Raw genomic sequence first — 26,643 nt, 5'->3', positions numbered from 1 at the left:
GAGAACTACCGTGAACAGTGAGAAACAGTCACGTCAGTGGGCGCACGGCGCCGATTTGGTTGTTGGCCAGCTGGAAGCGCAGGGCGTGAAGCAGGTGTTCGGGATCCCGGGGGCGAAAATCGACAAGGTCTTTGACTCCCTGCTGGATTCCTCCATCGAGATTATTCCGGTGCGTCACGAAGCCAACGCGGCGTTTATGGCGGCGGCGGTAGGGCGTCTGACCGGCAAGGCCGGGGTGGCGCTGGTGACCTCCGGGCCGGGCTGTTCCAACCTGATCACCGGCATCGCCACCGCCAACAGCGAAGGCGACCCGGTGGTGGCGCTGGGCGGGGCGGTGAAGCGGGCAGATAAAGCCAAGCTGGTGCACCAGAGCATGGACACCGTCGCCATGTTCAGCCCGGTCACCAAATACGCCGTGGAGGTGAGTGCGCCGGACGCGATTGCTGAGGTGGTTTCCAACGCGTTTCGCGCCGCCGAGCATGGCAGGCCGGGGGGCGCATTCGTCAGCCTGCCGCAGGATATTGTCGACCAGCCCGCCACGGGGGCAATTTTGCCCGCCAGCGGTCCCGCGCTGATGGGGCCGGCACCGGAATCCGCCATCAACGACGTAGCGAAACTTATCGAGAAGGCCAAAAACCCGGTCATTCTGCTGGGGCTGATGGCGAGCCAGCCAGCCAACAGTGCGGCGCTGCGCAAGCTGCTGGAGAAAAGCCGCATTCCGGTCACCAGCACCTATCAGGCCGCCGGGGCGGTGAACCAGGAGCACTTCACCCGCTTCGCCGGACGTGTCGGTCTCTTCAATAACCAGGCGGGCGACCGGCTGCTCCATCTGGCGGATCTGATTATCTGCATCGGCTACAGCCCGGTGGAATACGAGCCGTCCATGTGGAACAGCGGCGACGCTACGCTGGTGCACATCGATGTGCTGCCTGCCTATGAAGAACGAAACTACGTGCCGGATCTGGAGCTGGTGGGGGACATCGCCGAAACGCTGAATCAGCTCGCTAACCGTATCGACCATAAGCTTGAGCTAAGCCAGCGGGCCTCCGAAATTCTGGTCGATCGCCAGCATCAGCGCGATCTGCTCGATCGTCGCGGCGCCTCGCTCAATCAGTTTGCCCTGCATCCGCTGCGCATCGTGCGCGCCATGCAGGACATCGTGAATAACGACGTGACGCTCACCGTCGACATGGGCAGCTTCCACATCTGGATCGCCCGCTACCTCTACAGCTTCCGGGCGCGTCAGGTGATGATCTCCAACGGTCAGCAGACCATGGGCGTCGCGCTGCCGTGGGCCATTGGCGCGTGGCTGGTCAACCCGAGCCGCAAGGTGGTGTCGGTCTCCGGTGACGGCGGCTTCCTGCAGTCGAGCATGGAGCTGGAAACCGCTGTGCGCCTCAACGCTAACGTGCTGCACATCATCTGGGTGGATAACGGTTACAACATGGTTGCCATTCAGGAAGAGAAAAAATACCAGCGTCTTTCCGGCGTCGAGTTCGGCCCGGTCGATTTCAAAGTCTATGCCGACGCCTTTGGCGCGAAAGGCTTTGCCGTGGAGAGCGCCGACGCGCTCGAACCCACGCTGCGTGCGGCGATGGATGTGGATGGTCCGGCCGTGGTGGCCATTCCCGTCGACTACAGCGATAACCCGCTGCTGATGGGCCAGCTCCATCTCAGCCAGATTTTGTGAATCAACATAAGGACAGAGAAATGCAAAAAGTTGCTCTCGTAACAGGCTCAGGCCAGGGGATTGGTAAAGCGATCGCGCTTCGCCTGGTGAAAGATGGTTTTGCCGTCGCCATCGCCGACTATAACGTTGAGACGGCAAGAGCCGTCGCCGATGAAATCATCCGTAACGGCGGGAACGCCGTCGCCGTGAAGGTGGATGTTTCTGACCGCGAACAGGTATTTGCGGCGGTGGAGAAAGCCCGCACCGCACTGGGCGGCTTCAACGTGATCGTCAATAACGCCGGGATTGCGCCGTCTACCCCAATTGAATCCATCACGCCGGATATTGTCGACAAGGTCTACAACATCAACGTGAAAGGGGTGATCTGGGGGATCCAGGCCGCGATTGACGCGTTCCGCAAAGAGGGGCACGGCGGCAAGATCATCAACGCCTGCTCCCAGGCGGGCCACACCGGCAACCCGGAGCTGGCGGTCTACAGTTCCAGCAAGTTCGCGGTGCGCGGCTTAACCCAGACCGCCGCACGGGATCTCGCGCCGCTGGGGATAACCGTTAACGCTTACTGCCCGGGCATCGTTAAAACGCCGATGTGGGCAGAGATTGACCGTCAGGTCTCCGAGGCGGCGGGTAAACCGCTCGGTTACGGGACTGAAACCTTTGCCAAACGCATTACGCTTGGCCGCCTGTCCGAACCGGAAGATGTCGCCGCCTGCGTCTCATACCTGGCTGGGCCGGATTCCGACTACATGACCGGCCAGTCGCTCTTAATTGATGGTGGGATGGTGTTCAACTAAATTCTAATAAGCTCTGACATGAGTTTTCCCCTGCACCCGTGCAGGGGCTTTTTTTTGTCTCCTCCGCCATTGTGCATTACACTGCGCGCTGCAAAACTTTAGTCATTACGATCTGACAGGCGGTAACAGCGATGAACGGTACAATCACAACGTGGTTTAAAGATAAAGGCTTTGGATTTATCAAAGATGAAAACGGCGATAACCGCTATTTTCATGTGATTAAGGTCGCGAACCCCGATCTGATTAAGAAAGATGCCGCGGTGACCTTCGAGCCAACCACCAACAACAAAGGCCTTTCCGCCTACGCGGTGAAGGTGATCCCGGAAAGCAAACATCTCTTTATTGCGGGCGAGCGCGTGAAGCTCACCTCCATCAAATCCTTCGTGGTGTTTAACGAAGAAGAGCCGGTTGATACCAAAATCGACAAAGAGAACGCGGTGCTGTCGGTGGGGCTGCTGATGAACAGCATCAAGCCGAAATCTGATAAAAAGCCGGGCGAAATGCGCACGGTGAAGAAGCTGGCAATCACCACCTTCCAGAACACGACGCTGATCTTCACCGAAGATGAGATCGACATTGATGCCACGGTGAAGCTGCTGAAGTGATTGTTTGCCGGGTGGCGGCGATGCCTTACCCGGCCTGGAAAACTTAACCCATCCTGTGCTCGCCCCGTAACATCGTCTCACGGTCAAACACCTTCTGGATCTCCCCGTGCGACATAAACGCCGCCCGGTCGGACATATGGGCAATCACGTCCGCATCGTGACTCACCAGCAGATAGGTCATCTCGTGCTCGGCCTTCAGGCGGTTGAGCAGGTTCAGGATCTCCGCCTGCACGGACATATCCAGCGCCGAGGTCGGTTCATCCAGCAGGAGAAGCTGCGGGCGCAGCAGCAGCGCGCGGGCAATGGCCACGCGCTGGCGCTGGCCGCCGGAAAGCTGGTGCGGATAACGTTTACCCGCGTCGGCAGAAAGCCCCACCTCGTGCAGTGCATTGGCCACCTTTTCCGCGATTTGCGTCTCGCCATGGATGCTTAACGGCTCCGACAGCGTGCGCGCAATGGTGTGGTTCGGGTGCAGCGACGCCCACGGATCCTGAAACACCATCTGTACGTTGCGGCGAAGCTCGCCTTCAAAACGTCGCCCAGGCGTTAACGTTTCCCCCAGCAGCGCAATATTGCCGCGCCACTCACGCTGCAGCCCTGCCAGCACGCGCAGAATCGTCGATTTCCCGCAGCCGGATTCACCTATCAGGCTGAAGGTTTCACCTTTCTCGATGGCAAAGCTGGCGGCGGACACCGCCGTTTTCTCCCCGAAGCTCACCTGGAGATCCTTTACTTCAACGAGCGCCATTATTGGCCTCCTTCCACGGCTGCGAACGGTCGAGCGTTGGCAGCATCTGTCCATAAGTATGGGCGTCTGGACGACAGGTCCACAGGGTGCGCGTGTACGGATGCGTTGCCTGCGGGAGTTGGCTTGCCTCCATCTCATCCACCTTTTCGCCCTGATACATCACCAGCACGCGGTCGCAGTGCTCCGCCACCAGCGGCAGATCGTGGCTGATTAACAGCATCGCCATCCGGCGTTCTTCGCACTGCTGCACCAGCAGTTCGAGGATCTGGCTACGCAGGCGGGCGTCCAGCGCGGAGGTAGGTTCGTCGGCAATCAGCACCTGCGGGTTGTTGACGAGCGCAATCGCAATCATCACCCGCTGGCCCATGCCCCCGGAAAGCTCACCGGGGTAGCGCTGGAGGACATGTTCGTTGAGTCCGACGGCGCGGATGATGTCGTGAATGCGTGCCTGGCGTTCTGAACGCGGCAGCCGCTGATGCAGCGTAAGCGCCTCATCAAGCTGGGCGGCGACGGTTTTCACGGGGTTAAGGGCGTAGCGTGGGTCCTGCAGGACCATCGCAATCCCGTTGCCGCGCAGCGCTTGCCAGCGGCGGGGGCTTAGGGTCAGCAGGTCGTTGCCGAGCACGTTAAGCCGGTTAGCGCTTACGATGCCGGGCTTACGCACCAGCCCCATCAGGGCGCGGGCGGACATCGACTTGCCGGAGCCGGATTCCCCCACCAGCGCCAGCCGCTCGTTGCCAAGCGTGAAGCTCAGGTTGTTGACCACGCGCGCGGCGGGGTAGTCGATATTCAGCGCATCGACGATGACGCGGTGTTCAGTCATGCTGTGGCTCCAGTACGTCGCGCAGGCCGTCGCCTAACAGGTTAAAGGCCAGACTGGCAAACAGAATCGCCCCGCCCGGAATGGCGGCAATCCACCACTGGTCGAAAATGACCTGCATGCCGTCGGCAATCATCGCCCCCCATTCGGCCATGGGCGGCCGTGCGCCAAGGCCGAGGAAGCCCAGACCGGCGGCCGCCAGAATAATCCCCGCCAGATCCAGCGCCAGGCGCACAATCGCGGACGGCAGACACAGGGGCAGAATATGGCCGACCAGCAGGCGCAGGCCGCGAATGCCCATCATCTCTGCGGCGGCCAGATAATCGCTGTGGCGCAGACGCTGAATTTCACTCCGCGCCTGACGCGCATAGGCAGGCCAGGTGGTTAAGGCCAGCGCCAGCGCGCCGTTGACCAGCCCCGGACCGAGCATCGCCACAAACGCGAAGGCGAGGATCAGGCGCGGCATCGACATCACCACGTCGGTGAAGCGCATCAGGATGCGCTCCATCCAGCCGCCGTAGTAGCCGGACAAAATCCCCACCAGCAGCCCGGCAGGCAGGGTGATAACGGTAACCAGCGCCACCAGCCCGAGCGCCGGACGGGTGCCGTAAATCAGGCGCGAGAGCAGGTCGCGCCCGTAGCTGTCGGTACCCAGCCAGTGCTGGCCGTTCGGGGCCTGTAAGCGCGCGGCGGCGTCCTGCCAGTTCGGGTCAAGCGGCGCGAGCCAGGGGGCGAACAGGGCGATAAACACCAGCAGCGCGATGGCCACCAGCCCGCAAAACGCGGCAGGGTAGCGGCGCAGGCGGCGTAAGAAAAGATAAAACGGCATCAGCGCACCCTGGGATCGGTCGCCCGCACAAGCAGGTCGGTAAGGTTATTGATCAGCACAAAGCTCACGCCAATCAGCAGCGTGCCGCCCATGATGGCGGTGGTGTCTCCGGCGAACAGGGCGGTGGTGAGGTAGCGCCCGATCCCCGGCCAGGAGAAGACGGTTTCGGTCAGTACCGCGCCTTCCAGCATGCTGGTGTAGGCGAGGGCGATCACCGTCAGCAGGGTGCCACGAATGTTTGGCAGCACGTGGCGCAGCAGGATGGTCATCTCCCCGGCTCCCTTGGCGCGGGCGAGCAGGATGTACTCTTTGTTCATTTCGCTCAGGCAGGCGGAGCGCGTCAGGCGGGTAATGCTTGCCAGCGAGTAATAGGCCAGCAGCAGCACCGGCAGCACCAGGTGGCTGAGGGCGTTGCGAAACGCCTCGCGGTCGCCGGAAAGCCAGGTATCCACCAGCGCAAAGCCGGTGCGCGGCTCGACGGTGAACTGCCAGATATCGTCCAGCCTGCCGGGACCCGCGCTCCACTGCAGCTTCGCGTAGAACAGGGCCAGCATCAGCAGGCCGAGCCAGAAGATCGGCACCGAGTTGCCGAGCAGGGTGAGGGTTCTGATGGCGAGATCGAGCGGCGAACCGGCGTAGCGGGCGCACAGCACCCCGGCACTCACGCCGAGCACGGCGCCAATGATCAAGGCAAGGGTCGCCAGCTCCAGCGTGGCGGGGAAGGCGTGCAGCAGATCCTGCAGCACCGGCTGTCCGGTGGCGCTGGCGGTGCCTAAATCACCATGGGCGAGGTTTTGCAGGTAGTGCCAGAACTGCACGGGCAGGGGCCGATCCAGCCCGAGCTGGTGGCGAACCTGATCGTACGTCGACTGGCTAGCGTGATCGCCGACGATCTGCAGCACGCGATCGACCGGTGAAAACGCCGACAGCGCAAACGTGACGAGCAGCAGTCCGAAGAGCGTGAGCAGCAGGGTCAGCAGACCCTGGAGCACGCGGGTGGAAAGATGTGGCATGGGAAAACCATTATCCTGAAAATATGCACGGACGACCCCCTCTCCCCTTGGGAGAGGGCGGGGGTGAGGGGAAACAGACGGCTCTGCTGCGCGATGTTGCCCTCACCCCAACCCTCTCCCACGGGAGAGGGAGAAGGACAAGGGCTACTTCGTAACGCGATCGTACCAGACCATATCCGCGTTCAGCCCCTGCTGATACCCCTTCACGTTATCGCGCACCACGATCTGGGTTTTACCCTGATCGACAAATACGTATGGCGAGCTCTGCTGCAGCTGTTCCTGCATCTTCTTGTACAGATCCAGACGCTTCGCCGGATCCGGCTCAGCTACCGCCGCCAGCGTGGCCTTGTTCAGCTCCGGAATTTTCCAGCCGTTCAGACCGGCCACGGTGCTGGACTTCCCGTCGTTCCACGCGAAGGCGCTGGCGTTAGAGTGCGCATCGAAGTAGTCCGGGATCCACAGACGAATCGCCGCCTGATGCTGCTTAGCGCGCACGCGGGCATAGACCTGACTCCCGGCGGCAGGCAGCAGATCCACCTTCACGCCACCCTGCGCAAAGCTCGCCTGCATCGACTGGGCGATGGTGATAAACGGCGGCTTGTTCTCTACGTCCAGCGTGAAGTGCGCGTCCTTAATGCCCGCTTTGGCGAGAATGGCTTTCGCTTTTGCCGGGTCAAATTTAAACGGATTGTCTTCCAGCGCGCCCGGCAGACCGACCGGCAGGAAGCTCTGGTGAACAAAATACTGGCCTTTCAGCAGATTTTTAGTGATGCCGTCATAATCGACCAGCCAGCGCGAGGCTTCCCAGAAGGCCGGGTTATTCAGCAGCGGGTTAGCGCTGTTGCCGGTGTTAAACACCAGATAATTCTGCTCGGCGGACGGAATGCTCAGCACCTTCACGCCCGGCTTGCCGTCCAGCGCGCTTATCTGATCGGCCCCCAGATCGCGCGCCACGTCCGCATCACCCTGCTGGATCAGCAGGCGGCGTGATGCCGGATCGGGGACGTTTTTAATGATGATGCTTTTGAGCTTCGGCGCGCCGCCGGGCGCGGAGTCGTTAGCTTCCAGCACGATGGCCTGATGCGGCTGATAGACGCGCATTTTGAACGCGCCGCTGCCCGCCGAGTGCATTTTCAGCCACGCGTTGCCGAAGTCATTATCCTTCACGTTCGCGGCGACCTGCTTTTCATCGACGATAGAGGCAATCGGCGTGGAGAGAATATTGAGCGCCACCGACGGGCTGACGTCCGCCGTCCAGTGAAGCTGAAGGGTATGATCGTCCACTTTCTTCAGCTGGCTGGCGATGTTGCTCGCGTCCCAGCCCAGCACGTTCAGGATGAATGCCGGGGATTTATTCAGCGTTACGGCGCGGGTGTAGGAGAAAATCACGTCTTCCGGGCGCAGCGGGTTGCCGGAGGCGAATTTCGCATCGGGTTTAAGCTTGATGGTCAGGGTTTTTGCTGCCGCGTCCGCTTCCCAGCTTTCCGCCAGGATCGGCGTGATTTTTTCCGGATTATCGCGGTCCGGCTGGACCAGACGCTGGTACAGGCTCGGCACGGTCTGGATGCTGGAGAGCTCGTTGGCTTCGGCCGGGTCGAGGCTCACGATGTCATCAAGCCCCTGGGCAACCACCAGCGTGTTGGGCGGAGTAGCGGCGTGGGCTGCGCCTGAGAGCGCAGCCAGCACCAGTAACGGCAACAGTTTTTTCGTCATAGCGATCCCTGAGAAGAATATATTGTGATTGTTTTATGCTCCGCTACGTTAGGTCGACTGTGACATTCCACAAAGTCGAAATTCAGCTTTGCTTATGCCTTCCGGGAATATCGCATGCGCTCGGGCTATTAAAATACGCTGCTTTTCGCGCGCTTTTTAACCTGCTATAACAAATGCCTTACCTTTCAGGGAGTCACCGCCGTGCCCGAAATCAATCAACATGGTCAAACCGTTAACGATATCGTTCCCGACTGGAAAGGCGCGCGCGTGTTAACCCGCACGCCGCTTTTCGGCCAGTATTGCCGCCTGGAGCCGCTGGACGCCGATCGCCACGCGGCCGATCTCTATGAGGCCTACGCGCTGGGCGACGACAGCGACTGGACGTGGCTTGCCAGCACGCAGCCCACGAGCGTGGAAGCCACCGCGCACTGGGTCATGGCGAAGGTGATGGACGATGAGCTGGTGCCGTTTGCCGTCATTGACTTACGCACCGAACGTGCGGTGGGGCTGGTGAGCTATATGGCCAACGAGCGGCTGCTGGGGTCGGTGGAGATCGGGCACGTCACCTGGTCGCGCAAGATGAAAGGCTCCCGCATCGGCACCGAAACGGTGTGGCTGCTGCTGAAAAATGCGTTTGAGCACGGCTACCGGCGCCTCGAGTGGAAGTGCGATTCCATGAACGTGGCGTCGCGCAGGGCGGCGGAGCGGCTGGGGTTTGTCTGGGAAGGACGCCTGCGCCAGAAGCTGGTGCGCAAAGGGCGCAACCGCGACAGCGATATGCTTTCTATTATTGACGGCGAATGGCCGCAAAGAGACGGGGAGCTGCGCGCCTGGCTGGCGGCGGAGAATTTTGACGACGACGGGCGTCAGATAAGGCGCCTTGAGGCGTTTCGGTTATAAGGGTTTTATGTAGGGTACAGCGTAAACGCGCGGCTAATCCGCGGAAATCGCGATTTCTATCAGGTTGGTTTTTCCTGACTGTAGCCCGCGCGCTACCGCTTCGGCGATATCTGCAGCCTCGGTTACCCGGCAGCAGTGGACGCCCATGGCGGTGGCCAGCGACTGAAAATCGATATGCGGGTTCACCAGGTCCATCCCGATAAAACGCCCCAGCCGCGTTGAGCTGTAGTCAGCCTGGCTCTTCATAAAGTTTTTCAGGATGTTGTACTCCCTGTTATTCATGACGATAAAGGTGACCGGCAGATTTTCGTGTGCCGCCGTCCAGAGCGCCTGCGGCGAGTACAGGGAGGCTCCGTCACCTATCAGGCAGACCACCGGCTCCCGTCCGCGTCCCAGCGAGTGACCTACTGCTGCGGGCATCCCCCAGCCCAGTCCGCCACCGCGCATAAAGTAGTAGCGCTGGTGCTGCTGGTCAGAGATGAACCGGCGGACATGCCGGGCGGTCGCTATCGCCTCATCCACGATGGTGGTACCCGCCGGAATGGACCGGATGACTTCCCAGGCTGCGACCATCGGGGAGATCGCCGGGCGTAGCCGCTCGGCGGCCAGACGTTCCTCCTGCTGCTGCCACTCCTTCTCCCGTTCGTCACGGGCTGCAACCAGCAGCCGCTGGTGGGCCAGCGTGCTGGCGATCAGGCGCTGCTTAAGCTTTGGCAAAAGTTCGTGCAGGGACAGTTTGATATCCCCCATCACCGAAAGGCGAGTGGCATAGGTGCGGCCAAGCTCGTGCATATCCGCCGAGAGCTGATACACCGCGCAGGTCGCCGGAATGGCCTCCCCCTCGCTGTACAAAATGGTGATCAGGCTTCTGCCGCCGATGATGAATACAGCATCGTAGGCATTGATGATGCTGGCGATTTCGCTGGCGGTGGTGGGCATATTGCCCCGCCAGAGCGCGTGCTGAGTGGGAAAAGGCAAATTCAGCGGCCAGGAGGAGCCATAGACGTGGGCGCTGAGCGCTTCCGCCAGCTGGACAATCTCCTGCGTCGAGCCGCTGGAGTGCACCTCATCGCCCGCCACAATCATGATCCTGCCGGGCGTAACCTGGCTCAGTTCTTCGGCCAGTTCGTCCAGCGAGCCCGCCACGGTGTGGTAGTTCACTTTAGAGGCCGTTTGTATCCCGGCGTCGCTGAGCTCTTCCATCACGTTCATTGGCAGAGAGAGCAGCACCGGACCAGCCGGAGGATAGCTGGCAGCGTGAAACGCGCGGCGCACCAGCACCGGGAGCTGGTCGGCGCTGGTGACCTCCTGCGCCCATTTCATGACCGGGGAGCCAATGGAAACAATATCATCATACAGCAGCGGGTCGCGGACGTAGTGCCGCGTATCCTGCTGTCCGACGGTGACCACCAGCGGGGTTTTCATGATCCGCGAATTAATCAGATTCCCCATGCCGTGCCCCAGACCGCTGGCGGTATGCAAATTGATAAAGCCCGTTTTGCCGGAGGCTTTCGCATAGCCGTCAGCAATTGCCACCACGGTGCTCTCCTGTAGCGCCAGAATATAATGAATATTTTCATGGCGAAGCAGGGCATCAATGAGCGGAAGCTCGGTGGTACCGGGGTTGCCAAAAATATATTCCACGCCTTCACTCTCCAGCACTTCAAGGAGAATATCGGCACCCGTTCGCATATTGAGATCTGATAAGGACGTTAATGATTTAATCATACTGACACCTCATTCAGTATTATTTAACCCAGGCTAAAATTCTTCCTGCGTCGGACGAACAACAATTTCATTAATATCAACGTCGCCAGGCTGTTCAATAGCAAATAAAACCGCGCGGGCAATTGCTTCAGCCGGAATAGCCTGCTTATAAAACTCATGGAGAAATTTTTTGCTCTCTTCGTCAGAGCTACCGAATTGCAGTTCGCTTTCAACGGCGCCGGGCGAAATAAGCGTCGTGCGGAGGGTTTTACCCGCCTCCTGACGTAAGCCTTCACTCAGCGCGCGGACGGCGAATTTCGTGGCGCTGTACACCACGCCGCCAGGCGCCAGCACCTTGATACCCGCGACGGAGGCAACGTTTATAAAATGCCCGCTGCCCTGACGCTGGAACACCGGGAAAGCGGCAGCGATGCCGTACAGCACCCCTTTCAGATTGGTATCAATCATCTTGTCCCACTCGGCGGTTTTCAGCTCGCTGAGGGGGGCGATAGCCATAAAGCCCGCGTTGTTGATCAGCACATCCACGCGCTGGTAGGCGGCAACGGCAGCGTCAATGGCGCGCTGAACCTCTTCCTGACGGGTGACATCGGCCTTAACGGCAATAGCCTTGCCGCCTTGCTGAATAATCTGATCCACCAGGGCATTAATTCTGTCCAGACGGCGCGCCACCAGCACCAGCGAAAACGCGTTATTCGCTAAATGGAGGGCAATCGCCTGACCAATACCGCTGCTGGCACCGGTAATGACAACAACCTTGTTTGCACTATTATTCATGATCTTATCTCGCTATTGAGTGATGCAAAAAATAAAAGGCAGAGAAGCGTTAATGAATAATGACAAATTCATTAACGCGGTTTTTTGATATATTGTGTATCGGGAATAAAATGATGTTCGTTTAAAACTTAATGGAGTGCGGAAGAGTCTGTCAATGTCGTTTTTTAATTATTAAATTAATTGCAGACTTAATATTTAATTCTTATAGGTAACCGAGAATAGTATATAAATGAAATGGGGTAACGATAGCGGCCCTGCGAACAGGGCCTGAGGATTACAATTTGCCACTGTAAAGCACCGGGCCTGTGGGGAGTCCAGTGGGCGATCCGCCCTCTGGTTCAAGGCTTATGGCTATCGTGGCGTCAGGAGGGAGCGTTGTGTTCCTGAGGGTGACGCGTGTGGGTATATCGTTATGCAGCAGCCCCATGGATACCGGCGCCTGCCCGCCTGGGATCAGCCAAAGCTGCAGGCTGTGTTGCGCCGCGACGGCCGTTGGTCGAAGAGGGGCAATGCTCAGGTGCTGACGGCTGGCGTCCGCGCTGACGACCCACAGCCCGTGCTGTTGGGCATCGTTGAGTACCATTAGCGGAGCAAGTTCCGGTGCACGGGTGGTATACCAGGCAACGACCGTCAGGGCGGCAAGGGAGGCCGCCGCCATCCAGCCGACATAAGGCCGACTTTTGCGTAAAGGCATTTTGGGCGGCAGATCGAGGGCGATTCTCTTCCACACCGTCTCGGGTGGAGGGACGGGCACAAGATGACTATCCAGCGTGCTGAACATTTCCTGCCAGTACGCCACGCGGGCGGCCAGAGCGGGTTCATGAATGAGCCTTTTCTGGAACTGAAGCCGCGCTCCTCCCCGCAGCGTGCCGAGGGCATACTCTGCTGCCAGCATGTCGTCGCGTTTTTCTGCATCATTCATAGCCCGACACACTCCCGAAGATGGTCCATTGCCCGACGTATCCAGCTTTTCACCGAGCCCAGAGGCTGTTGGAGCCAGTCGGCAATGTCGCTGTGAGACATTCCCTGATAGTAGGCGAGCGTAATGCTCTGGCGCTGTTCGCTGCTCAAATGTTCGAGACACTGCCTGAGCCGTTCTGCCTGCACATCGTCGTGCCAGTTATTCTGCTCATCGTTCTCGCAAGGCAGAATCGCTTCGTTATACGCCGTCTCGCGGTCGGCAGCGCGGGTTTGCCCGCTGCGCAGCCAGTCAATACAGCGGTTGCGCACAATGTGCGTAAGCCAGGTCATCGGGGAGCTCATTGCAGCGTTGTAGGTTTCGGCTTTACTCCAGACGGTGATAAAACAGTCGTGAAGGATCTCTTCTGCCCACGCGCGGTCACGCAGCATGCGCAGCGCGACGGCAAACAGGTGTGGCGACGTGAGTCGATAAAGTTGTTCAAATGCACGGCGATCGCCGTTTGCGACCGCCTGCATTAATTTCAGTTGCTGTTCAGCCAGCGCGTTATCCATGTTTTTCCCGGAAGGCAACGTCACACTTCCGAAGTATAGACAACTACTTAGGCATCAGGACGGTATCAATCACATCGATCACGCCGTTTTTTTGATGAACGTCATAGGTGCTAATGTTCGCCACATTGCCTTTACCATCCTTAAGCTGAATATTGTGCGGGCCGTTGCTCATGATCCACAGCGGCTGACCGTTAACGGTTTTCAGCTCCGCGTGGCCGCCGCCCTGTTTAATTTTCTGCTCCAGCGCTTTCATATCGTAATTACCGGCGACCACGTGATAGGTCAGGATGCTGGTGAGCGTGGCTTTGTTTTCGGGTTTGACGAGGTTCTCGACCGTGCCGGCAGGCAATTTCGCAAACGCCGCATTGGTCGGCGCAAACACGGTGAATGGCCCTTTGCTCTGAAGCGTATCCACCAGTCCAGCCGCTTTGACGGCGGCCACCAGCGTGGTGTGATCTTTCGAGTTTATGGCGTTTTCAACAATATTTTTGCTCGGGAACATTTCCGCTCCGCCCACCATCACGGAGCCTGACGTCATGGCGGCTGATGCGCCTGCACAGAAGAGTAAAGCGCTGGTTACGAATGCAACACGGGTTAGCTTTTTCATCATCTTTCCTCGGATTGGGGAGCAAAGGGGTTGCTCACAGACTGATATACGAGGGGCGGGTGGAAACTGGATGCAGGAAAATAAAAATAAATTTTTGAAGGGGGGGTTGATCCCCTCTCCCCTATGGGGTGAGGGGAAATATCCTCAGAGGCGAACCGGTGCCCCGTTCGCCACATAATACGCGGCCGTGCTCTTCGCCAGCGGCTCGCGTCCACGAATGGCGTCGGCAATCTTTTCGCCGATCATAATGGTGGTGGCGTTCAGGTTGCCGGTGACGATCTGCGGCATGATCGACGCATCCACCACGCGCAGGCCTTCCAGTCCGTGAACGCGGCCTTCGCCGTCAACCACCGCCATCTCGTCGTAACCCATCTTGCAGGTGCCGCAAGGGTGGAAGGCGGTTTCGGCGTGGTTGCGCACGAACTCGTCCAGCTGCTCATCGGTCTGGCAGTCAATACCCGGACTGATTTCACGGCCGCGGTACTTGTCCAGCGCGGGCTGGTGCATGATCTCGCGGGTAATGCGGATCGCGTCGCGGAACTCCTGCCAGTCCTGCTCGTGGGACATATAGTTGAACAGGATCGCCGGATGCTGGTGCGGATCGCGAGACTGGATGCGCACGTGTCCACGGCTCGGGGAGCGCATGGAGCCGACGTGGCACTGGAAGCCGTGCTCTTTCACCGCGTTCGAGCCGTTGTAGTTAATCGCCACCGGCAGGAAGTGGTACTGAATGTTTGGCCACTCGAACTCTTCACGGCTGCGGATAAACCCGCCCGCTTCGAAGTGGTTGCTCGCGCCCACGCCGGTGCCGCCAAACAGCCACTCGGCGCCAATCTTCGGCTGGTTCCACCACTGCAGGGCAGGGTAGAGGGAGACCGGCTCTTTGCATTCGTACTGGAGGTACATCTCCAGGTGATCCTGCAGGTTTTCGCCCACGCCGGGCAGATCGTGTACCAGCGGGATATCGAACTGCTTCAGCAGGTCAGCGTTGCCCACGCCGGAGCGCTGGAGGATCTGCGGAGAGGCAATCGCCCCGGCGCTCAGCAGCACTTCTTTTTTTGCCGTCGCTTTGGATGGGATGGTGCTTTCACCCTCCAGCCACTCGACGCCCACCGCGCGCTTGCCCTCAAAGAGAATGCGATCGGTCATGGCGTGGGTGCGGATGGTCAGGTTCGGACGCGGTTTCGCCTGGTCCAGATAGCCGCGCGCGGTGCTGGCGCGTCGGCCCTGCGGCGTGACCGTGCGGTCCATCGGGCCGAAGCCCTCCTGCTGATAGCCGTTAAGATCGTCAGTGCGCGGATAACCCGCCTGCACGCCCGCCTCCACCATTGCCTCAAACAGCGGGTTCACGCCCGGCTTCGAGGTGGTGACGCTCACCGGACCGTCGCCGCCGTGGTAGTCGTTCGGCCCCACGTCGCGCGTCTCTGCCTTGCGGTAGTAGGGCAGGCAGTTGAGGTAGCTCCAGTGCTCCAGACCCGGCTCTTTTGCCCAGTGGTCGAGGTCCATCGCGTTACCGCGGATGTAGCACATGCCGTTGATCAGCGACGAGCCGCCCAGCCCTTTGCCGCGCCCGCACTCCATGCGGCGGTTGTTCATGTACGGCTCTGGTTCGGTTTCGTACGCCCAGTTGTAGCGCTTGCCCTGCAGCGGGAACGCCAGCGCGGCGGGCATCTGGGTGCGGAAGTCAAAGCGGTAATCCGGTCCGCCTGCTTCAAGCAGCAGGACGGTGGTGTTCGGATCTTCAGTCAGTCGTGTAGCCAGCACGTTGCCGGCAGAGCCGGCCCCGATAATGATGTAGTCAAATTGCAAATAAACCTCCCGGTTAAAATATGGACTGGAATTTACCCATCTCAACCTGGATGGACTTCACCTGGGTGTAGCTCTGCAGCGTCATCACGCCGTTCTCGCGGCCAATGCCGGAGTGCTTGTAGCCGCCGACCGGCATCTCTGCGGCGGATTCACCCCAGGTGTTGATCCAGCAGATGCCCGCTTCGAGCTGATGAATGGCGCCGTGGGCGCGGTTCAGGTCGGCCGTGACGATGCCTGCCGCCAGCCCGTAGTCGGTGTCGTTGGCGCGGCGAATCGCTTCTTCGTCGGTGTCATAAGTGAGGATGGACATCACCGGGCCGAAGATCTCTTCGCGCACGATGGTCATCTCGTCGGTACAGTCGGTGAACACGGTCGGTGCCACCCATGCGCCGTTATCGAAACCTTCGCCCTTCAGCGCGTCGCCGCCGCACAGCACGCGCGCGCCTTCCTCTTTGCCTTTGGCGATGTAGCGCATCACGCTGTCGCGGTGCGGGAAGCTGACCATCGGACCAAAGTTGGTAGCTTCATCGAACAGATCGCCCGCGCGGATGCGGCCCACACGCTCGACGATTTTCTGCTCAAACGCGGCTTTGAACTTGGCTGGAACAAACACGCGGGTGCCGTTGGTGCACACCTGGCCGGAGCTGAAGAAGTTGGCCATCATGGCTATGTCCGCCGCGAGATCCAGATCGGCGTCGTCGAAAATAATCAGCGGGGATTTACCGCCCAGCTCCATCGTCACCTCTTTCAGGGACGAGGCCGCCGAGTTGGCCATCACCTTTTTGCCGCTGGCGACGCCGCCAGTAAAGGAGACTTTGGCGATGCCTGGATGCTCGGTCAGGTACTGGCCGGTCTCCGCGCCCACGCCCGGCAGGACGTTAAACACGCCGTCCGGCAGGCCCGCTTCGGTGTAGATCTCGGCAAGCTTCAGAGCGGTAAGCGGCGTCACTTCGCTTGGCTTGAAGATCATCGCGTTGCCCGCCGCCAGCGCCGGGGCGGATTTCCACAGGGCGATCTGGATCGGGTAGTTCCACGCGCCGATGCCCGCCACCACGCCCAGCGGCTCGCGGCGGGTGTAGACGAATGAGGTCTCGCGCAATGGGATCTGACTGCCTTCCAGCGCCGGGATCAGTCCCGCGTAGTACTCCAGCACGTCCGCGCCGGTGACGATATCCACGGTTGAGGTTTCGGAATACGCTTTACCGGTGTCGAGGGTTTCCAGCTTTGCCAGATAGTCGTTGCGCTCGCGCAGGATGTCGACGGCGCGACGCAGGATGCGCGCGCGCTCCATGGCGGTCATCGCCGCCCAGACTTTTTGCCCGCGCGTTGCGCTTTCTACGGCGCGATCGACGTCTTCGCGCCCGGCGGCCTGTACGCTCGCCAGGACTTCACCGTTGGCCGGGTTGATGGTCTCGAAGGTGCGACCGCTGGTGGCCGATGTATAACCACCATTGATATAAAGCTGCTGTTCTGCCATTCGGGACATAAATTCTCCTCGGTTATTCGGTCGGTAAATGCTGGCTGATAAAGTGGCTGGTGAGCGATTGTGCCAGGGTTTTATCCAGCGGCTTGCCGCTTAGCGCGGCGCGCAGCCACAGCCCGTCGATCAGCGCCGCCAGGCCGTAGCCCGCCTCTTCGGCCTGTTCGCGCGGCAGTTCGCGGCGGAACTCGTACACCAGGTTCGACAGCAGGCGGCGGCTGCTCACCTGCTGCAGGCGGTAGAGCATCGGCTGGTGCATGCTGCTTGCCCAGAAGGCCAGCCAGGCCTTCATTGCCGCGCCGCTGGTCTGGGTTTCATCAAAATTGCCGCCGACAATCGCCTGCAGTCGCTGCTCCGCGCTGGCGTTCGGCAGGGCGCGTAAGCGGCTCAATACCGCGTCGCGCAGCTGGCCGGTGATGTCGCGCATGGTTGCTTCCAGCAGACCGTTTTTGTCTTTGAAATAGTGACTGATGATCCCCGTGGAAACGCCTGCCCGACGGGCGATCTGCGCGATCGTCGCGTCATGCATTCCCACTTCATTTATTGCTTCCAGCGTGGCGTCGATAAGCTGCCTGCGCCGGATCGGCTGCATCCCCACTTTGGGCATTATTGCCACTCCATTCATCAGCGTTGGTTAACCATTAAAGCGGTTTTTGATTGGACGTTCAATATAAAATGTGTCTTAATTGTTGCGGATTTGGATTTTAATAGTTACAAAAACAGTGGGGATACTGGATGACAGACCTTTCACAGGACAGAGAAAAAGACAAAATCAACCCGGTCGTTTTTTATACGTCTGCCGGGCTGATTTTGTTGTTTTCCCTGACAACGATCTTCTTTCGCGATTTTTCTGCCGAGTGGATTGGGCGCACCCTGAACTGGGTGTCGAAGACCTTCGGCTGGTACTACCTGCTGGCGGCGACGCTCTATATCGTCTTCGTGGTCTGCATTGCCTGCTCGCGCTTTGGTTCGGTGAAGCTCGGGCCAGAGCAGTCAAAGCCCGAGTTCAGCCTGCTGAGCTGGGCCGCGATGCTGTTTGCCGCGGGCATCGGCATCGACCTGATGTTCTTCTCCGTGGCGGAACCGGTCACGCAGTATATGCAGCCGCCGGAAGGGGCAGGGCAGACGATGGAGGCCGCGCGCCAGGCGATGGTCTGGACGCTGTTCCACTACGGCCTGACCGGCTGGTCAATGTACGCCCTGATGGGCATGGCGCTGGGATACTTTAGCTATCGTTATAATTTGCCCCTCACCATCCGCTCCGCGCTGTACCCGATTTTTGGTAAAAAGATAAACGGCCCGATTGGCCACAGCGTCGACATTGCGGCGGTGATCGGGACCATCTTCGGTATCGCGACGACGCTTGGGATTGGCGTGGTGCAGCTTAACTACGGGCTGAGCGTGCTGTTTGATATTCCGGATTCGATGGCGGCGAAAGCGGCGCTGATTGCGCTTTCGGTCATTATCGCCACCATTTCGGTGACGTCGGGCGTCGATAAGGGCATCCGCGTGCTCTCCGAGCTGAACGTGGCGCTGGCGCTGGGCCTGATCCTGTTCGTGCTGTTTATGGGCGATACCTCGTTCCTGCTCAATGCCTTAGTACTCAACGTGGGCGACTATGTGAACCGCTTTATGGGCATGACGCTGAACAGCTTCGCCTTCGACCGCCCTGTAGAGTGGATGAACAACTGGACGCTGTTCTTCTGGGCGTGGTGGGTCGCGTGGTCGCCGTTTGTTGGCCTGTTCCTGGCGCGTATTTCGCGTGGCCGCACCATCCGCCAGTTTGTGATGGGCACGCTGATCATCCCGTTCACCTTTACCCTGCTGTGGCTGTCGGTGTTCGGCAACAGCGCGCTGCACGAGATTATCCACGGCAATGCTACTTTCGCGCAGGAAGCGATGGCGCACCCGGAGCGAGGCTTCTACAGCCTGCTGGCGCAGTATCCGGCGTTCACCTTTAGCGCCTCCGTGGCGACTATTACCGGCCTGCTGTTTTACGTCACCTCGGCGGATTCCGGCGCGCTGGTGCTGGGTAACTTCACCTCGAAGCTGAAGGACATCAACAGCGATGCCCCGAACTGGCTGCGCATCTTCTGGTCCGTCGCCATCGGCCTGCTGACGCTCGGCATGCTGATGACCAACGGCATCTCGGCGCTGCAGAACGCCACGGTGATCATGGGGCTGCCGTTCAGCTTCGTCATCTTCTTTGTCATGGCCGGGCTGTATAAGTCCCTCAAGGTGGAAGATTACCGCCGCGTCAGCGCCAGCCGCGACACCGCGCCGCGCCCGATGGGCGCGCAGGACAGGCTGAGCTGGAAGAAACGTCTGTCGCGCCTGATGAACTACCCGGGCACGCGCTACACCAAACAGATGATGGAGACGGTCTGCTTCCCCGCCATGGAAGAGGTAGCCCAGGAGCTGAAGCTGCGTGGCGCCTACGTGGAGCTGAAAAACCTGCCGCCGGAGGAGGGCGAGACCCTGGGGCACCTGGATCTGCTGGTGCATATGGGCGACGAGCAGAACTTTGTCTACCAGATCTGGCCGCAGCAGTACTCGGTCCCCGGCTTTACCTACCGGGCGCGCAGCGGGAAATCGACCTACTACCGGCTTGAGACCTTCCTGCTGGAAGGGAGCCAGGGGAACGATTTGATGGACTACAGCAAGGAGCAGGTAATTACGGACATTCTGGATCAGTATGAACGGCACCTGAACTTTATCCATCTGCACAGGGAAGCGCCGGGGAATAGCGTGATGTTCCCGGATGTTTGAACCATTTCGTGTATGAATGACAGGGCACCCGTAACGGGTGCCGCTATCATCTATCCTGAACGTGAAGACCGGTTTTCCAAATAAAGAAGCTTACCGTGTCGACTAATTTTGAATCGGCCTCGGCATAGGTTGCCGCACTGTGTCCTCCCTGACGGTAAGCCAGAACCAGCACGCTGCGCGGCGAGCCTATTTCCTCTAAACGGGCGGCGAATTTTGCTGTTTGCCACGGGGAAACGCGCTGGTCATGCAGGCCCACGGTTAACAGCACGGGAGGATAACGTTTTTCAGGTACCAGATGCCGGTAAGCATCTATTTTCAGTAAGTTTAGCCTGCCAGACGGCGTCAGCGGCGATCCCAGTTCGTCATAGTTCATCACGCCTATCGGAATGTTATCCAGTCGGCTGGTATTGAGCATCCCTGCGTCTATGGCCACAGCGGCAAACAGTTCCGGGCGACGGGTCATCGCCATACCCACGATAATTCCCCCCGCGCTTTCACCCCCGATTGCCAGTTTTGACGGTGAGGTGTAGCGACTGTCGATAAGATATTCCGCGCAACGGATAAAATCGGTAATGGAATTTTCTTTCTTATCTGCTCTTCCTGCTTCGTGCCATTCAGGGCCCATTTCACCGCCTCCGCGTACATGCGCGATAGCGAGAATACCGCCTTGTTCCAGCCAGAGCAGACGGGTCAGATCGAATGAAGGAAACGTACTCACGCCGTACGCGCCATAAGCCGTCAACCAGGTAGGGACCGAACCATCGCGCGCAATGCCTTTACGGTATATGAGGGTCAGTGGGACGCGAATATTGTCTGCTGTAGTGACCCATTTTTCTTCCGTCACATAGTCTGTCAGGGGCTGGCTTAACGGCGGTATTAACTCTGTTTTCTGGATAATGTTGTCCGCAGGTTGATAATGATAAATGACGGGGGGCTTCAGCCAGCCCTGGCGGGTGAAGAGAATGTCCTGACTATCGCTGCTGGCAAATATCGCACTCACGTCTTCATTTGCGGGGACCGGAATTGTCTGGTGTTTATTGATTTCAGCAAACGGAATACGCATGAATTTACTGCTGCCAGCGTCATGATAAACCACATAAAGTGAATCCCTGCTCAGGCTTAATTGTGTTAACTCTCCGTTCGACCAGCTCATCACGGGTTCTTTGGTGGAGGCAGGAGCCGCCAGATTGATGCGTGAAATATCATAGCCTGAGGAGGCGTTATAGCTCGCCAGATAAATCCACTCCCCGGAATAAACAAAGGCAGAAACATTTTCATCGGGATCAACAATCCTGATCCAGTTGAGCGTGCCGTTGCCATCTGCGTCTTTTTTAGCGGAAAAAAGAGAGCTGCCATAACCGCTAATGGATTTTGACACGTTAACAATCAGGTAGTCAGAATCAGGGGAGGCGTAAAGATTAACGTTTTCGCAGGACTGCTGTGCGAGTTCTGGAATGGTGCGCCAGTCAAACGTCATAATATCGTTGTTGCTTTCTATATGGTGGAGATAGACCTTGCCGCAGGTCTGCCGTCCTGAATCCTGAGTTGTAGTGTTCAGGCTGTAATAAAAGGACTGATTATCTGCGGCCCAGACAACATTGGGGTAGCGAACGGCGGGGATGCGAGTGTCTAATACCACGTTATCAGCCACTCCGATCACCGTGATATCCGTGCTTTCCGTTCCATTTCGTGAGCGCCCAACGGCAACGAAGCGACCATCATGTGAAGGAATGAAAAAGTTAATCCCATAACCCACAGGCGGATCGATGAGCACACGTTCAGGCTTTCCCGCTTGTTTTACAAACAGCCGCAGGTAGGGATGTTCGACCGATGAGCGGAGATAAAAACGATTGTCTCCCGCATCATAAATGTCTGAAATAGTGGGGGCCGTATTCACTAACTCGCTCAACCTTTTCGCCAGCACGTTTCGCCAGGGAAGGGCGTGGAGCATGTTAACCGTCTGGTTTGAGCGTTGATTTAACCAGCGCGCGGTCTGTTGGGGGTGAGTTTCCATCCAATGATAAGGATCCATGTCATCCTCATAGGGATTTTCGTTAGCATGAACGAAAAAGAGACAGCCGAAAAATGCGAGGGTACTAATAATTATCTGCTTGCTGATATGTTTTATTCTCGGTATCAGACAATGTTTCATTTCTGGCTGGGCTCATGTTGTTCTGTTAGTGGCGTTAGTTGGGTACGTCATGTTTCCTTAGTCACATCGAGTTAAGGTAGAACAGCGAAGGAATAATGTTCCTGAAAATATAAAATTGAAATAACTTATTTTGTATTTATTGATTTTTTATCCTCGTATTTTTGATCTGGCTCGAGGTTTTATGACCAAATTCTGTTATGAAAAAACTCGCCCGCATACTTTTAAATGCTTCAGGAAGATTTTGGTGGCTATTATAAATGGTAGGAAGTGAGAGTTTCGTTATTTTTAGTGTTTAATTTCCGGGAGCAATAAACAGGGCAGCATTATTCCTGAACGACAATCAAGGTATATACCTCTCCATTAACACGTTGCCAGTCGAGGCTAAAGCATTTTCCCTGCTGATAACGGCCTGCCGGATGGCTGAGCGTCAACGCGATAGTTTTCTGATTCAACGCAGTGACGCGTGCACAGTCGAATCCCATGTAGCGCTTTGCCGTAGGGAACAGGGCTTTAAACAAACTTTCTTTGGCGCTGAATGCCAACGTCAACGCCAGCGCAAAGGGGTAGCCCGAACGCTTCAGGCACATCGCTTCCTGTGCATCAATGATGCCGTCCTGGATTTCTCGGGCTTCACGGTCAGGAAGAATGGCTTCGCAATCAATACCCACAAGCGCATATGGATGACGGACGGCAAGCGCCATCGCCTGCGTACCGCAGTGGGTGATGCTCCCTGATACGCCGTCAGCCCAGAGAGGTTCACCGCTGGGGCCGATGCCGGGCACGGTGTGGTCAGGTAAGGCATACGCGGCGGCGATGCGGCCTGCCAGATGCTCGGCTTTGCGTTTGCGCCCGGCGTTGGAAAGCTCAGCGTGGTGGGGGAGCCAAAGGAGATCGGTGTCGGTGAAGGTGGTTGGGTCGAAGGTGACGTGGTGGACGGTGTGGTTAGCGAGAGAAAATGTGCTGTGGGTGGTGTGCATGGTTTTTTCCTTCAGAGTTGTGCGGCCTGATGCCCTCACCCCGGCCCTCTCCCACGGGGAGAGGGAGCAAACACTAAAAACGGCAACGGGGTTGCCGTTTTGCTTTCACCTCGCCCTCACCCCGACCCTCTCCCACAGGGAGAGGGGGAGTTACTGCCTGTATCAGAAACGCGTATTCACGCTCATGTACCAGGTGCGACCCGGTTCATTATACGTATACGCACCCGCACCGTACATATACGCACCGGTGGTGGTATTTCCGGTTGTCTGGGCATTACCCGCGCGCCACTGGCGTTTGTCGAAGACGTTGTCCACGCCGCCGGTCAGGCTGACGTTTTTGGTCATGTCCCAGGTCGCGCTCAGGCCAACGATGCTGTACGGACTGACTTCGTCTTTTTCAGACCCGGTCACCGGCTGACCTTTGTAGTTGTACTTTTTCGGCTGCTGCTTGCCGTACCAGGTAAAGGTCGACTGGAGCGACACGTCCTGATGCACCTGCCAGCTCAGGGTTGAGTTCAGCGTGTACTCCGGAATGATCGACAGACGGTCGCCGGTCTCCTTGTTCTTGCTCTGCAGCATGTAGGTGATGTTGTTGGTCCAGTTAATCGTGTCGCTGACCGGCACGTTCAGGGAGCCTTCCAGCCCTTCGACGACTGCTTTAGGTACGTTTTCCCACTGGTAGATGTCGGTCTGCACTTTACCGGAAGAGGTGTGACCAATCGGCGCGTAGCCCGCTTCAATCTTGTCGCGGTAGTCGTTGCGGAACCAGGTCACGCCCGCCAGCCAGCCGTCGCGCTTCCACTCCAGACCAATCTCTTTGTTGATGCTGGTTTCGGCCTTCAGGTCGTCGTTACCCATCATGTAGCAGCCCACGCCGTCGGAGCTGGCGTAGCAGCCCTGGCCTTTACTGTAGAGCAGGTAGTTCGGGTTGGTCTGATACAGGCTCGGTGCTTTGTAGGCGCGCGCGATCCCCATCTTCAGCGTGAAGTTATCCCCCAGACCCTGCGACAGGTTAAGTGACGGGCTCCAGTTGTTGCCGACGATCGTGTGATGGTCGAAGCGCAGGGCAGGGGTCAGCATGGTGCTGTCGGTCAGCTCCATGTTGTTTTCAGCGAACAGGGAGAAGATCTCTGCCGAGGTATAAGGGCTGCGATCGTTACTCATTCCCGGGATCGCGCCGCCCTGCTGGGTTTGGGTGAAGGAGGTCGAGTCCTTCATGCGCTGCTGGTTCCACTCGGTGCCGAGCGTCAGGTTCTGGTTAACGAGGAAATCAATCGGCAGGTTGATTTCACTGTGCAGCATCACGTCGGCGAGATCGGTGTCGGTGAATTTATTACTGTTGAACAGGCCTTCCAGACCGCCTGCCAGCCCTTCGCCCAGACGGGAGTTGCGGGTGTGCTCGTACTGCGCCCAGTTGCTGGTGGTAATGCCGTTATCCCAGCCGCCGTTCCAGGTCACCGCGAAGTTCTGGCGATAGATACGGTTGGTCTCCTTGCCGTAGTTCTTTTTCACCAGACCGCTGGAGCTGTTGTCGTTGTTGGTGTTCTGCGTGTCGCCGGCGTAGAGGTTGTTCTGACGGCTGTAGCCCGCCTCAAATTCCAGAGACTGCATCGGCGCAAAGTCCCAGCGCACCACGCCGTTAATGTCTTTGTTTTCTACACCCTCGCGGCCAGCAGGCAGCGTGTCGGCGTAGGCACCGGTACGGTCAGACTGGTGACCCTGGTTGATGTCCCACGCGTCGGCCTGGGTTTTGTCCAGATTGCCGTACATGCGGAAGCTGAAGTCGCCGCCCAGCGGGCCGCTCAGGCTAAAGTTGGTGCGTTTGGTGGACCCTTCATCCTTGTGCTCAGGCGCATTCAGGTAGGTGTTCCAGGAGCCGTGCCACTGGTCGTCGAATTTTTTAGTGATGATGTTGACCACGCCGCCAGCCGCGCCGTTGCCGTAGCGCGCGGCGGCCGGACCGCGGATCACTTCGATGCGCTCGATCATCTCCGGCGGCACCCAGCCGGTATCGCCGCGCGTGTCACGCTCGCCGCGCCAGCCCAGACGGATGGAGTTTCGGCTGGTGACCGGCTTGCCGTCGATCAGGATTAGGGTGTTTTCTGGCCCCATGCCGCGGATATCAATCTGACGGTTGTTCCCGCGCTGGCCGCTGGTGGAGTTACCGGTCAGGTTAACGCCCGGCATGGTGCGGATGATTTCAGCCACGTCCCGCGCGGGCGGGTTTTTACGGATCTCATCGGCGGTGATGGTCGATACCCCCGGCGCCTGCAGATTCTGCTCGGCGGCGGTGATCACCATCGTGTCTTCGTGCTGCGCAGAGGCGGTGTTGTCGTCTGCCAGAGCGGGCAGCGCGACGCCGTAAATCCCTAAATTGACCAGCAAGGCCAAAGAGTGAATCTTCTTATTCATTGTACGTCCTGCTTTTGTGGTTGTTTTATGAGCGCTTCCCACAGCGCGGGCACTACGCTATTGCAAATGCAAATAGTTATCAATAATATTATCAATAAAATTTGCTCTGAAACAAAAAAGACTGTTAAACATGAGGTTATAAGGGTGACGGCGTTAACAACGGGAAGTGAAGCGTGGTGGCAGTCGAAAAACGGGCCTGAATGGAAGCCGGAAAAGGGAAACTATCGCGTCACGTTCTGGTGGCGTGACCCGGCAGGAACGCAAAGAACGTCACCGATCAAACGCGTCTGGCTCTACGTCACCGGCGTGACCGATCACCATCAAAATGCCCGCCCGCAGTCTCTCGAACGCATGCCCGATACCGACGTCTGGCAGTGGCAGGGCGAGTTCAGCCCCGAGTGGCGCGGAAGCTACTGTTTTATCCCCTCCGTGAATGAAAACGATTTTGCCGACGCGGTATTCGAAGGCCAGCAGCCGGACCGCATGGCGCTGCGCGAAGGCTGGCGCAAACTGCTGCCGCACGCGGTGTCTGATCCGCTGAATCCGCAGAGCTGGCGCGGCGGGCGCGGTCATGCCGTCTCGGCGCTGGAAATGCCGGGCGCGCCCGTTCAGCCGGGGTGGAATCATCCCGATACGCCGTATCAGCCGCCAGTCTGCATTGAGTGGGAAAGCGCGCGCCTGAACAACCGCCGTCGCGTCTGGATCTTCGCCACCGGCGACGATAACCCGGAACGCCCGCTGGCGGTGCTGCTCGACGGGCAGTTCTGGGCCGAAAGCATGCCCGTCTGGCCTGCGCTGGCGTCGCTCACCAGCGAGCGCAAACTGCCGCCTGCGGTCTACGTCTTAATCGATGTTATCGACATGGAGCATCGCAACTGCGAGCTGCCGTGCAATCCCGATTTCTGGCTGGCGGTGCAGGAAGAACTTCTCCCCCTTGTCAAAAAACGTGCGCCGTTTAGCGACCGTGCCGACCGTACGGTAGTGGCTGGCCAGAGCTTTGGCGGTCTCGCGTCGCTTTATGCTGGCCTCAACTGGCCGCAGCGTTTTGGCTGCGTGCTCAGCCAGTCCGGATCCTTCTGGTGGCCGCACCGCGGTGGGCAGCAGGACGGGCTGTTAATCGAACAACTCAAAGCCGGTGAAATATCCCCTCGCGGGCTACGCATCATTCTTGAAGCCGGGCACAACGAGCCGCTCATCTTCCGCGCGAATCAGGCGATTTACGCCGAACTACACACACACCAACCGGTTATCTGGCGTCAGGTTGACGGCGGACACGATGCGCTTTGCTGGCGCGGTGGGCTGACGCAGGGGCTGATGACCCTCTGGCAGCCGCTAATTCACTAACGGAGTCTG

The 26,643-nt window shown here is 58.6% G+C and carries 22 protein-coding genes; 6 read left to right on the top strand and 16 right to left on the bottom strand.

What is annotated here, in order from left to right:
- Window positions 1-10 precede the first annotated feature (10 nt).
- From alsS to BM007_RS07270, 3 genes are all read left to right on the top strand, one after another.
- Entirely contained in the window at window positions 11-1,690 is a 1,680-nt protein-coding gene (alsS, locus tag BM007_RS07280) for an acetolactate synthase AlsS (protein WP_024906953.1), read from the top strand.
- 20 nt (window positions 1,691-1,710) lie between these two features.
- Window positions 1,711-2,481 (top strand): (S)-acetoin forming diacetyl reductase, encoded by a 771-nt coding sequence (locus BM007_RS07275; protein WP_024906954.1) that lies wholly within the window; start codon window positions 1,711-1,713, stop codon window positions 2,479-2,481.
- Window positions 2,482-2,612: 131 nt separating this feature from the next.
- Window positions 2,613-3,086, top strand: coding sequence for a cold-shock protein (locus BM007_RS07270; RefSeq protein ID WP_024906955.1), 474 nt, complete (start codon window positions 2,613-2,615; stop codon window positions 3,084-3,086).
- Between the two features lie 43 nt (window positions 3,087-3,129).
- Here the strand turns inward: BM007_RS07270 and BM007_RS07265 are convergent, their stop codons facing one another.
- The 5 genes from BM007_RS07265 to BM007_RS07245 all read right to left on the bottom strand — a co-directional run bounded on the left by BM007_RS07265 (window position 3,130) and on the right by BM007_RS07245 (window position 8,209).
- The gene (locus tag BM007_RS07265; RefSeq protein ID WP_090417884.1) at window positions 3,130-3,834 is read right to left on the bottom strand and encodes an ABC transporter ATP-binding protein; all 705 of its coding nucleotides are present in this window, start codon (window positions 3,832-3,834) and stop codon (window positions 3,130-3,132) included.
- Entirely contained in the window at window positions 3,821-4,657 is an 837-nt protein-coding gene (locus BM007_RS07260) for an ABC transporter ATP-binding protein (RefSeq protein ID WP_090417881.1), read from the bottom strand. The genes BM007_RS07265 and BM007_RS07260 overlap by 14 nt, the downstream gene beginning before the upstream one ends.
- Complete coding sequence (locus BM007_RS07255; RefSeq protein ID WP_090417878.1) at window positions 4,650-5,483, bottom strand: ABC transporter permease; 834 nt, start codon at window positions 5,481-5,483, stop codon at window positions 4,650-4,652. Before BM007_RS07255 ends, BM007_RS07260 begins: the two co-directional genes overlap by 8 nt.
- Window positions 5,483-6,496 (bottom strand): ABC transporter permease, encoded by a 1,014-nt coding sequence (locus tag BM007_RS07250; RefSeq protein WP_090417875.1) that lies wholly within the window; start codon window positions 6,494-6,496, stop codon window positions 5,483-5,485. The genes BM007_RS07255 and BM007_RS07250 overlap by 1 nt, the downstream gene beginning before the upstream one ends.
- Before the next feature lie 144 nt (window positions 6,497-6,640).
- On the bottom strand, window positions 6,641-8,209 hold the full coding sequence (locus tag BM007_RS07245; protein ID WP_061715798.1) for an ABC transporter substrate-binding protein: 1,569 nt from the start codon (window positions 8,207-8,209) through the stop codon (window positions 6,641-6,643).
- A 201-nt stretch (window positions 8,210-8,410) separates the two neighbouring features.
- On the opposite strand from BM007_RS07245, the gene BM007_RS07240 reads away from it, so the two are divergent.
- Entirely contained in the window at window positions 8,411-9,109 is a 699-nt protein-coding gene (locus BM007_RS07240; RefSeq protein ID WP_090417872.1) for a GNAT family N-acetyltransferase, read from the top strand.
- 33 nt (window positions 9,110-9,142) lie between these two features.
- On the opposite strand, the gene BM007_RS07235 is transcribed toward BM007_RS07240, so the two are convergent.
- From BM007_RS07235 to betI, 8 genes are all read right to left on the bottom strand, one after another.
- Window positions 9,143-10,837, bottom strand: a complete 1,695-nt coding sequence (locus BM007_RS07235) for a thiamine pyrophosphate-binding protein (RefSeq protein ID WP_090417869.1) — start codon at window positions 10,835-10,837, stop codon at window positions 9,143-9,145.
- 33 nt (window positions 10,838-10,870) lie between these two features.
- The gene (locus BM007_RS07230) at window positions 10,871-11,611 is read right to left on the bottom strand and encodes an SDR family oxidoreductase (protein ID WP_090417866.1); all 741 of its coding nucleotides are present in this window, start codon (window positions 11,609-11,611) and stop codon (window positions 10,871-10,873) included.
- Window positions 11,612-11,885: 274 nt separating this feature from the next.
- On the bottom strand, window positions 11,886-12,533 hold the full coding sequence (locus BM007_RS07225; protein ID WP_061715794.1) for an anti-sigma factor: 648 nt from the start codon (window positions 12,531-12,533) through the stop codon (window positions 11,886-11,888).
- The gene (locus BM007_RS07220) at window positions 12,530-13,084 is read right to left on the bottom strand and encodes an RNA polymerase sigma factor (RefSeq protein WP_024906965.1); all 555 of its coding nucleotides are present in this window, start codon (window positions 13,082-13,084) and stop codon (window positions 12,530-12,532) included. Before BM007_RS07220 ends, BM007_RS07225 begins: the two co-directional genes overlap by 4 nt.
- A gap of 43 nt (window positions 13,085-13,127) precedes the next feature.
- Window positions 13,128-13,691: a fasciclin domain-containing protein gene (locus BM007_RS07215; RefSeq protein ID WP_024906966.1), complete on the bottom strand. Its 564-nt coding sequence runs from the start codon at window positions 13,689-13,691 to the stop codon at window positions 13,128-13,130.
- 144 nt (window positions 13,692-13,835) lie between these two features.
- A complete protein-coding gene (gene betA / locus BM007_RS07210) occupies window positions 13,836-15,500 on the bottom strand; it encodes a choline dehydrogenase (protein ID WP_061715793.1) in 1,665 nt (554 codons plus the stop codon).
- Window positions 15,501-15,513: 13 nt separating this feature from the next.
- A complete protein-coding gene (gene betB / locus BM007_RS07205; protein ID WP_061715792.1) occupies window positions 15,514-16,986 on the bottom strand; it encodes a betaine-aldehyde dehydrogenase in 1,473 nt (490 codons plus the stop codon).
- Window positions 16,987-16,999: 13 nt separating this feature from the next.
- Window positions 17,000-17,587: a transcriptional regulator BetI gene (gene betI, locus BM007_RS07200; protein WP_029741650.1), complete on the bottom strand. Its 588-nt coding sequence runs from the start codon at window positions 17,585-17,587 to the stop codon at window positions 17,000-17,002.
- Window positions 17,588-17,715: 128 nt separating this feature from the next.
- Between betI and betT the strand changes: the two genes are divergently transcribed.
- Window positions 17,716-19,749 (top strand): choline BCCT transporter BetT, encoded by a 2,034-nt coding sequence (betT, locus tag BM007_RS07190; RefSeq protein WP_061715791.1) that lies wholly within the window; start codon window positions 17,716-17,718, stop codon window positions 19,747-19,749.
- 46 nt (window positions 19,750-19,795) lie between these two features.
- On the opposite strand, the gene BM007_RS07185 is transcribed toward betT, so the two are convergent.
- From BM007_RS07185 to BM007_RS07175, 3 genes are all read right to left on the bottom strand, one after another.
- Window positions 19,796-21,901, bottom strand: coding sequence for a prolyl oligopeptidase family serine peptidase (locus BM007_RS07185; protein WP_090417862.1), 2,106 nt, complete (start codon window positions 21,899-21,901; stop codon window positions 19,796-19,798).
- A 323-nt stretch (window positions 21,902-22,224) separates the two neighbouring features.
- Window positions 22,225-22,878 (bottom strand): enterobactin synthase subunit EntD, encoded by a 654-nt coding sequence (entD, locus tag BM007_RS07180; protein WP_061715789.1) that lies wholly within the window; start codon window positions 22,876-22,878, stop codon window positions 22,225-22,227.
- A 162-nt stretch (window positions 22,879-23,040) separates the two neighbouring features.
- Window positions 23,041-25,290: a TonB-dependent siderophore receptor gene (locus BM007_RS07175; protein ID WP_090417859.1), complete on the bottom strand. Its 2,250-nt coding sequence runs from the start codon at window positions 25,288-25,290 to the stop codon at window positions 23,041-23,043.
- Window positions 25,291-25,434: 144 nt separating this feature from the next.
- On the opposite strand from BM007_RS07175, the gene fes reads away from it, so the two are divergent.
- Window positions 25,435-26,634, top strand: a complete 1,200-nt coding sequence (fes, locus tag BM007_RS07170; protein WP_090417856.1) for an enterochelin esterase — start codon at window positions 25,435-25,437, stop codon at window positions 26,632-26,634.
- Window positions 26,635-26,643 lie beyond the last annotated feature (9 nt).

The organism is Enterobacter sp. NFIX59 (genome assembly GCF_900113755.1).
Lineage (GTDB): Bacteria > Pseudomonadota > Gammaproteobacteria > Enterobacterales > Enterobacteriaceae > Enterobacter > Enterobacter pseudoroggenkampii.
Note: the sequence above shows the minus strand (reverse complement) of the source record. Positions and strands in the feature narration are given on the sequence as shown.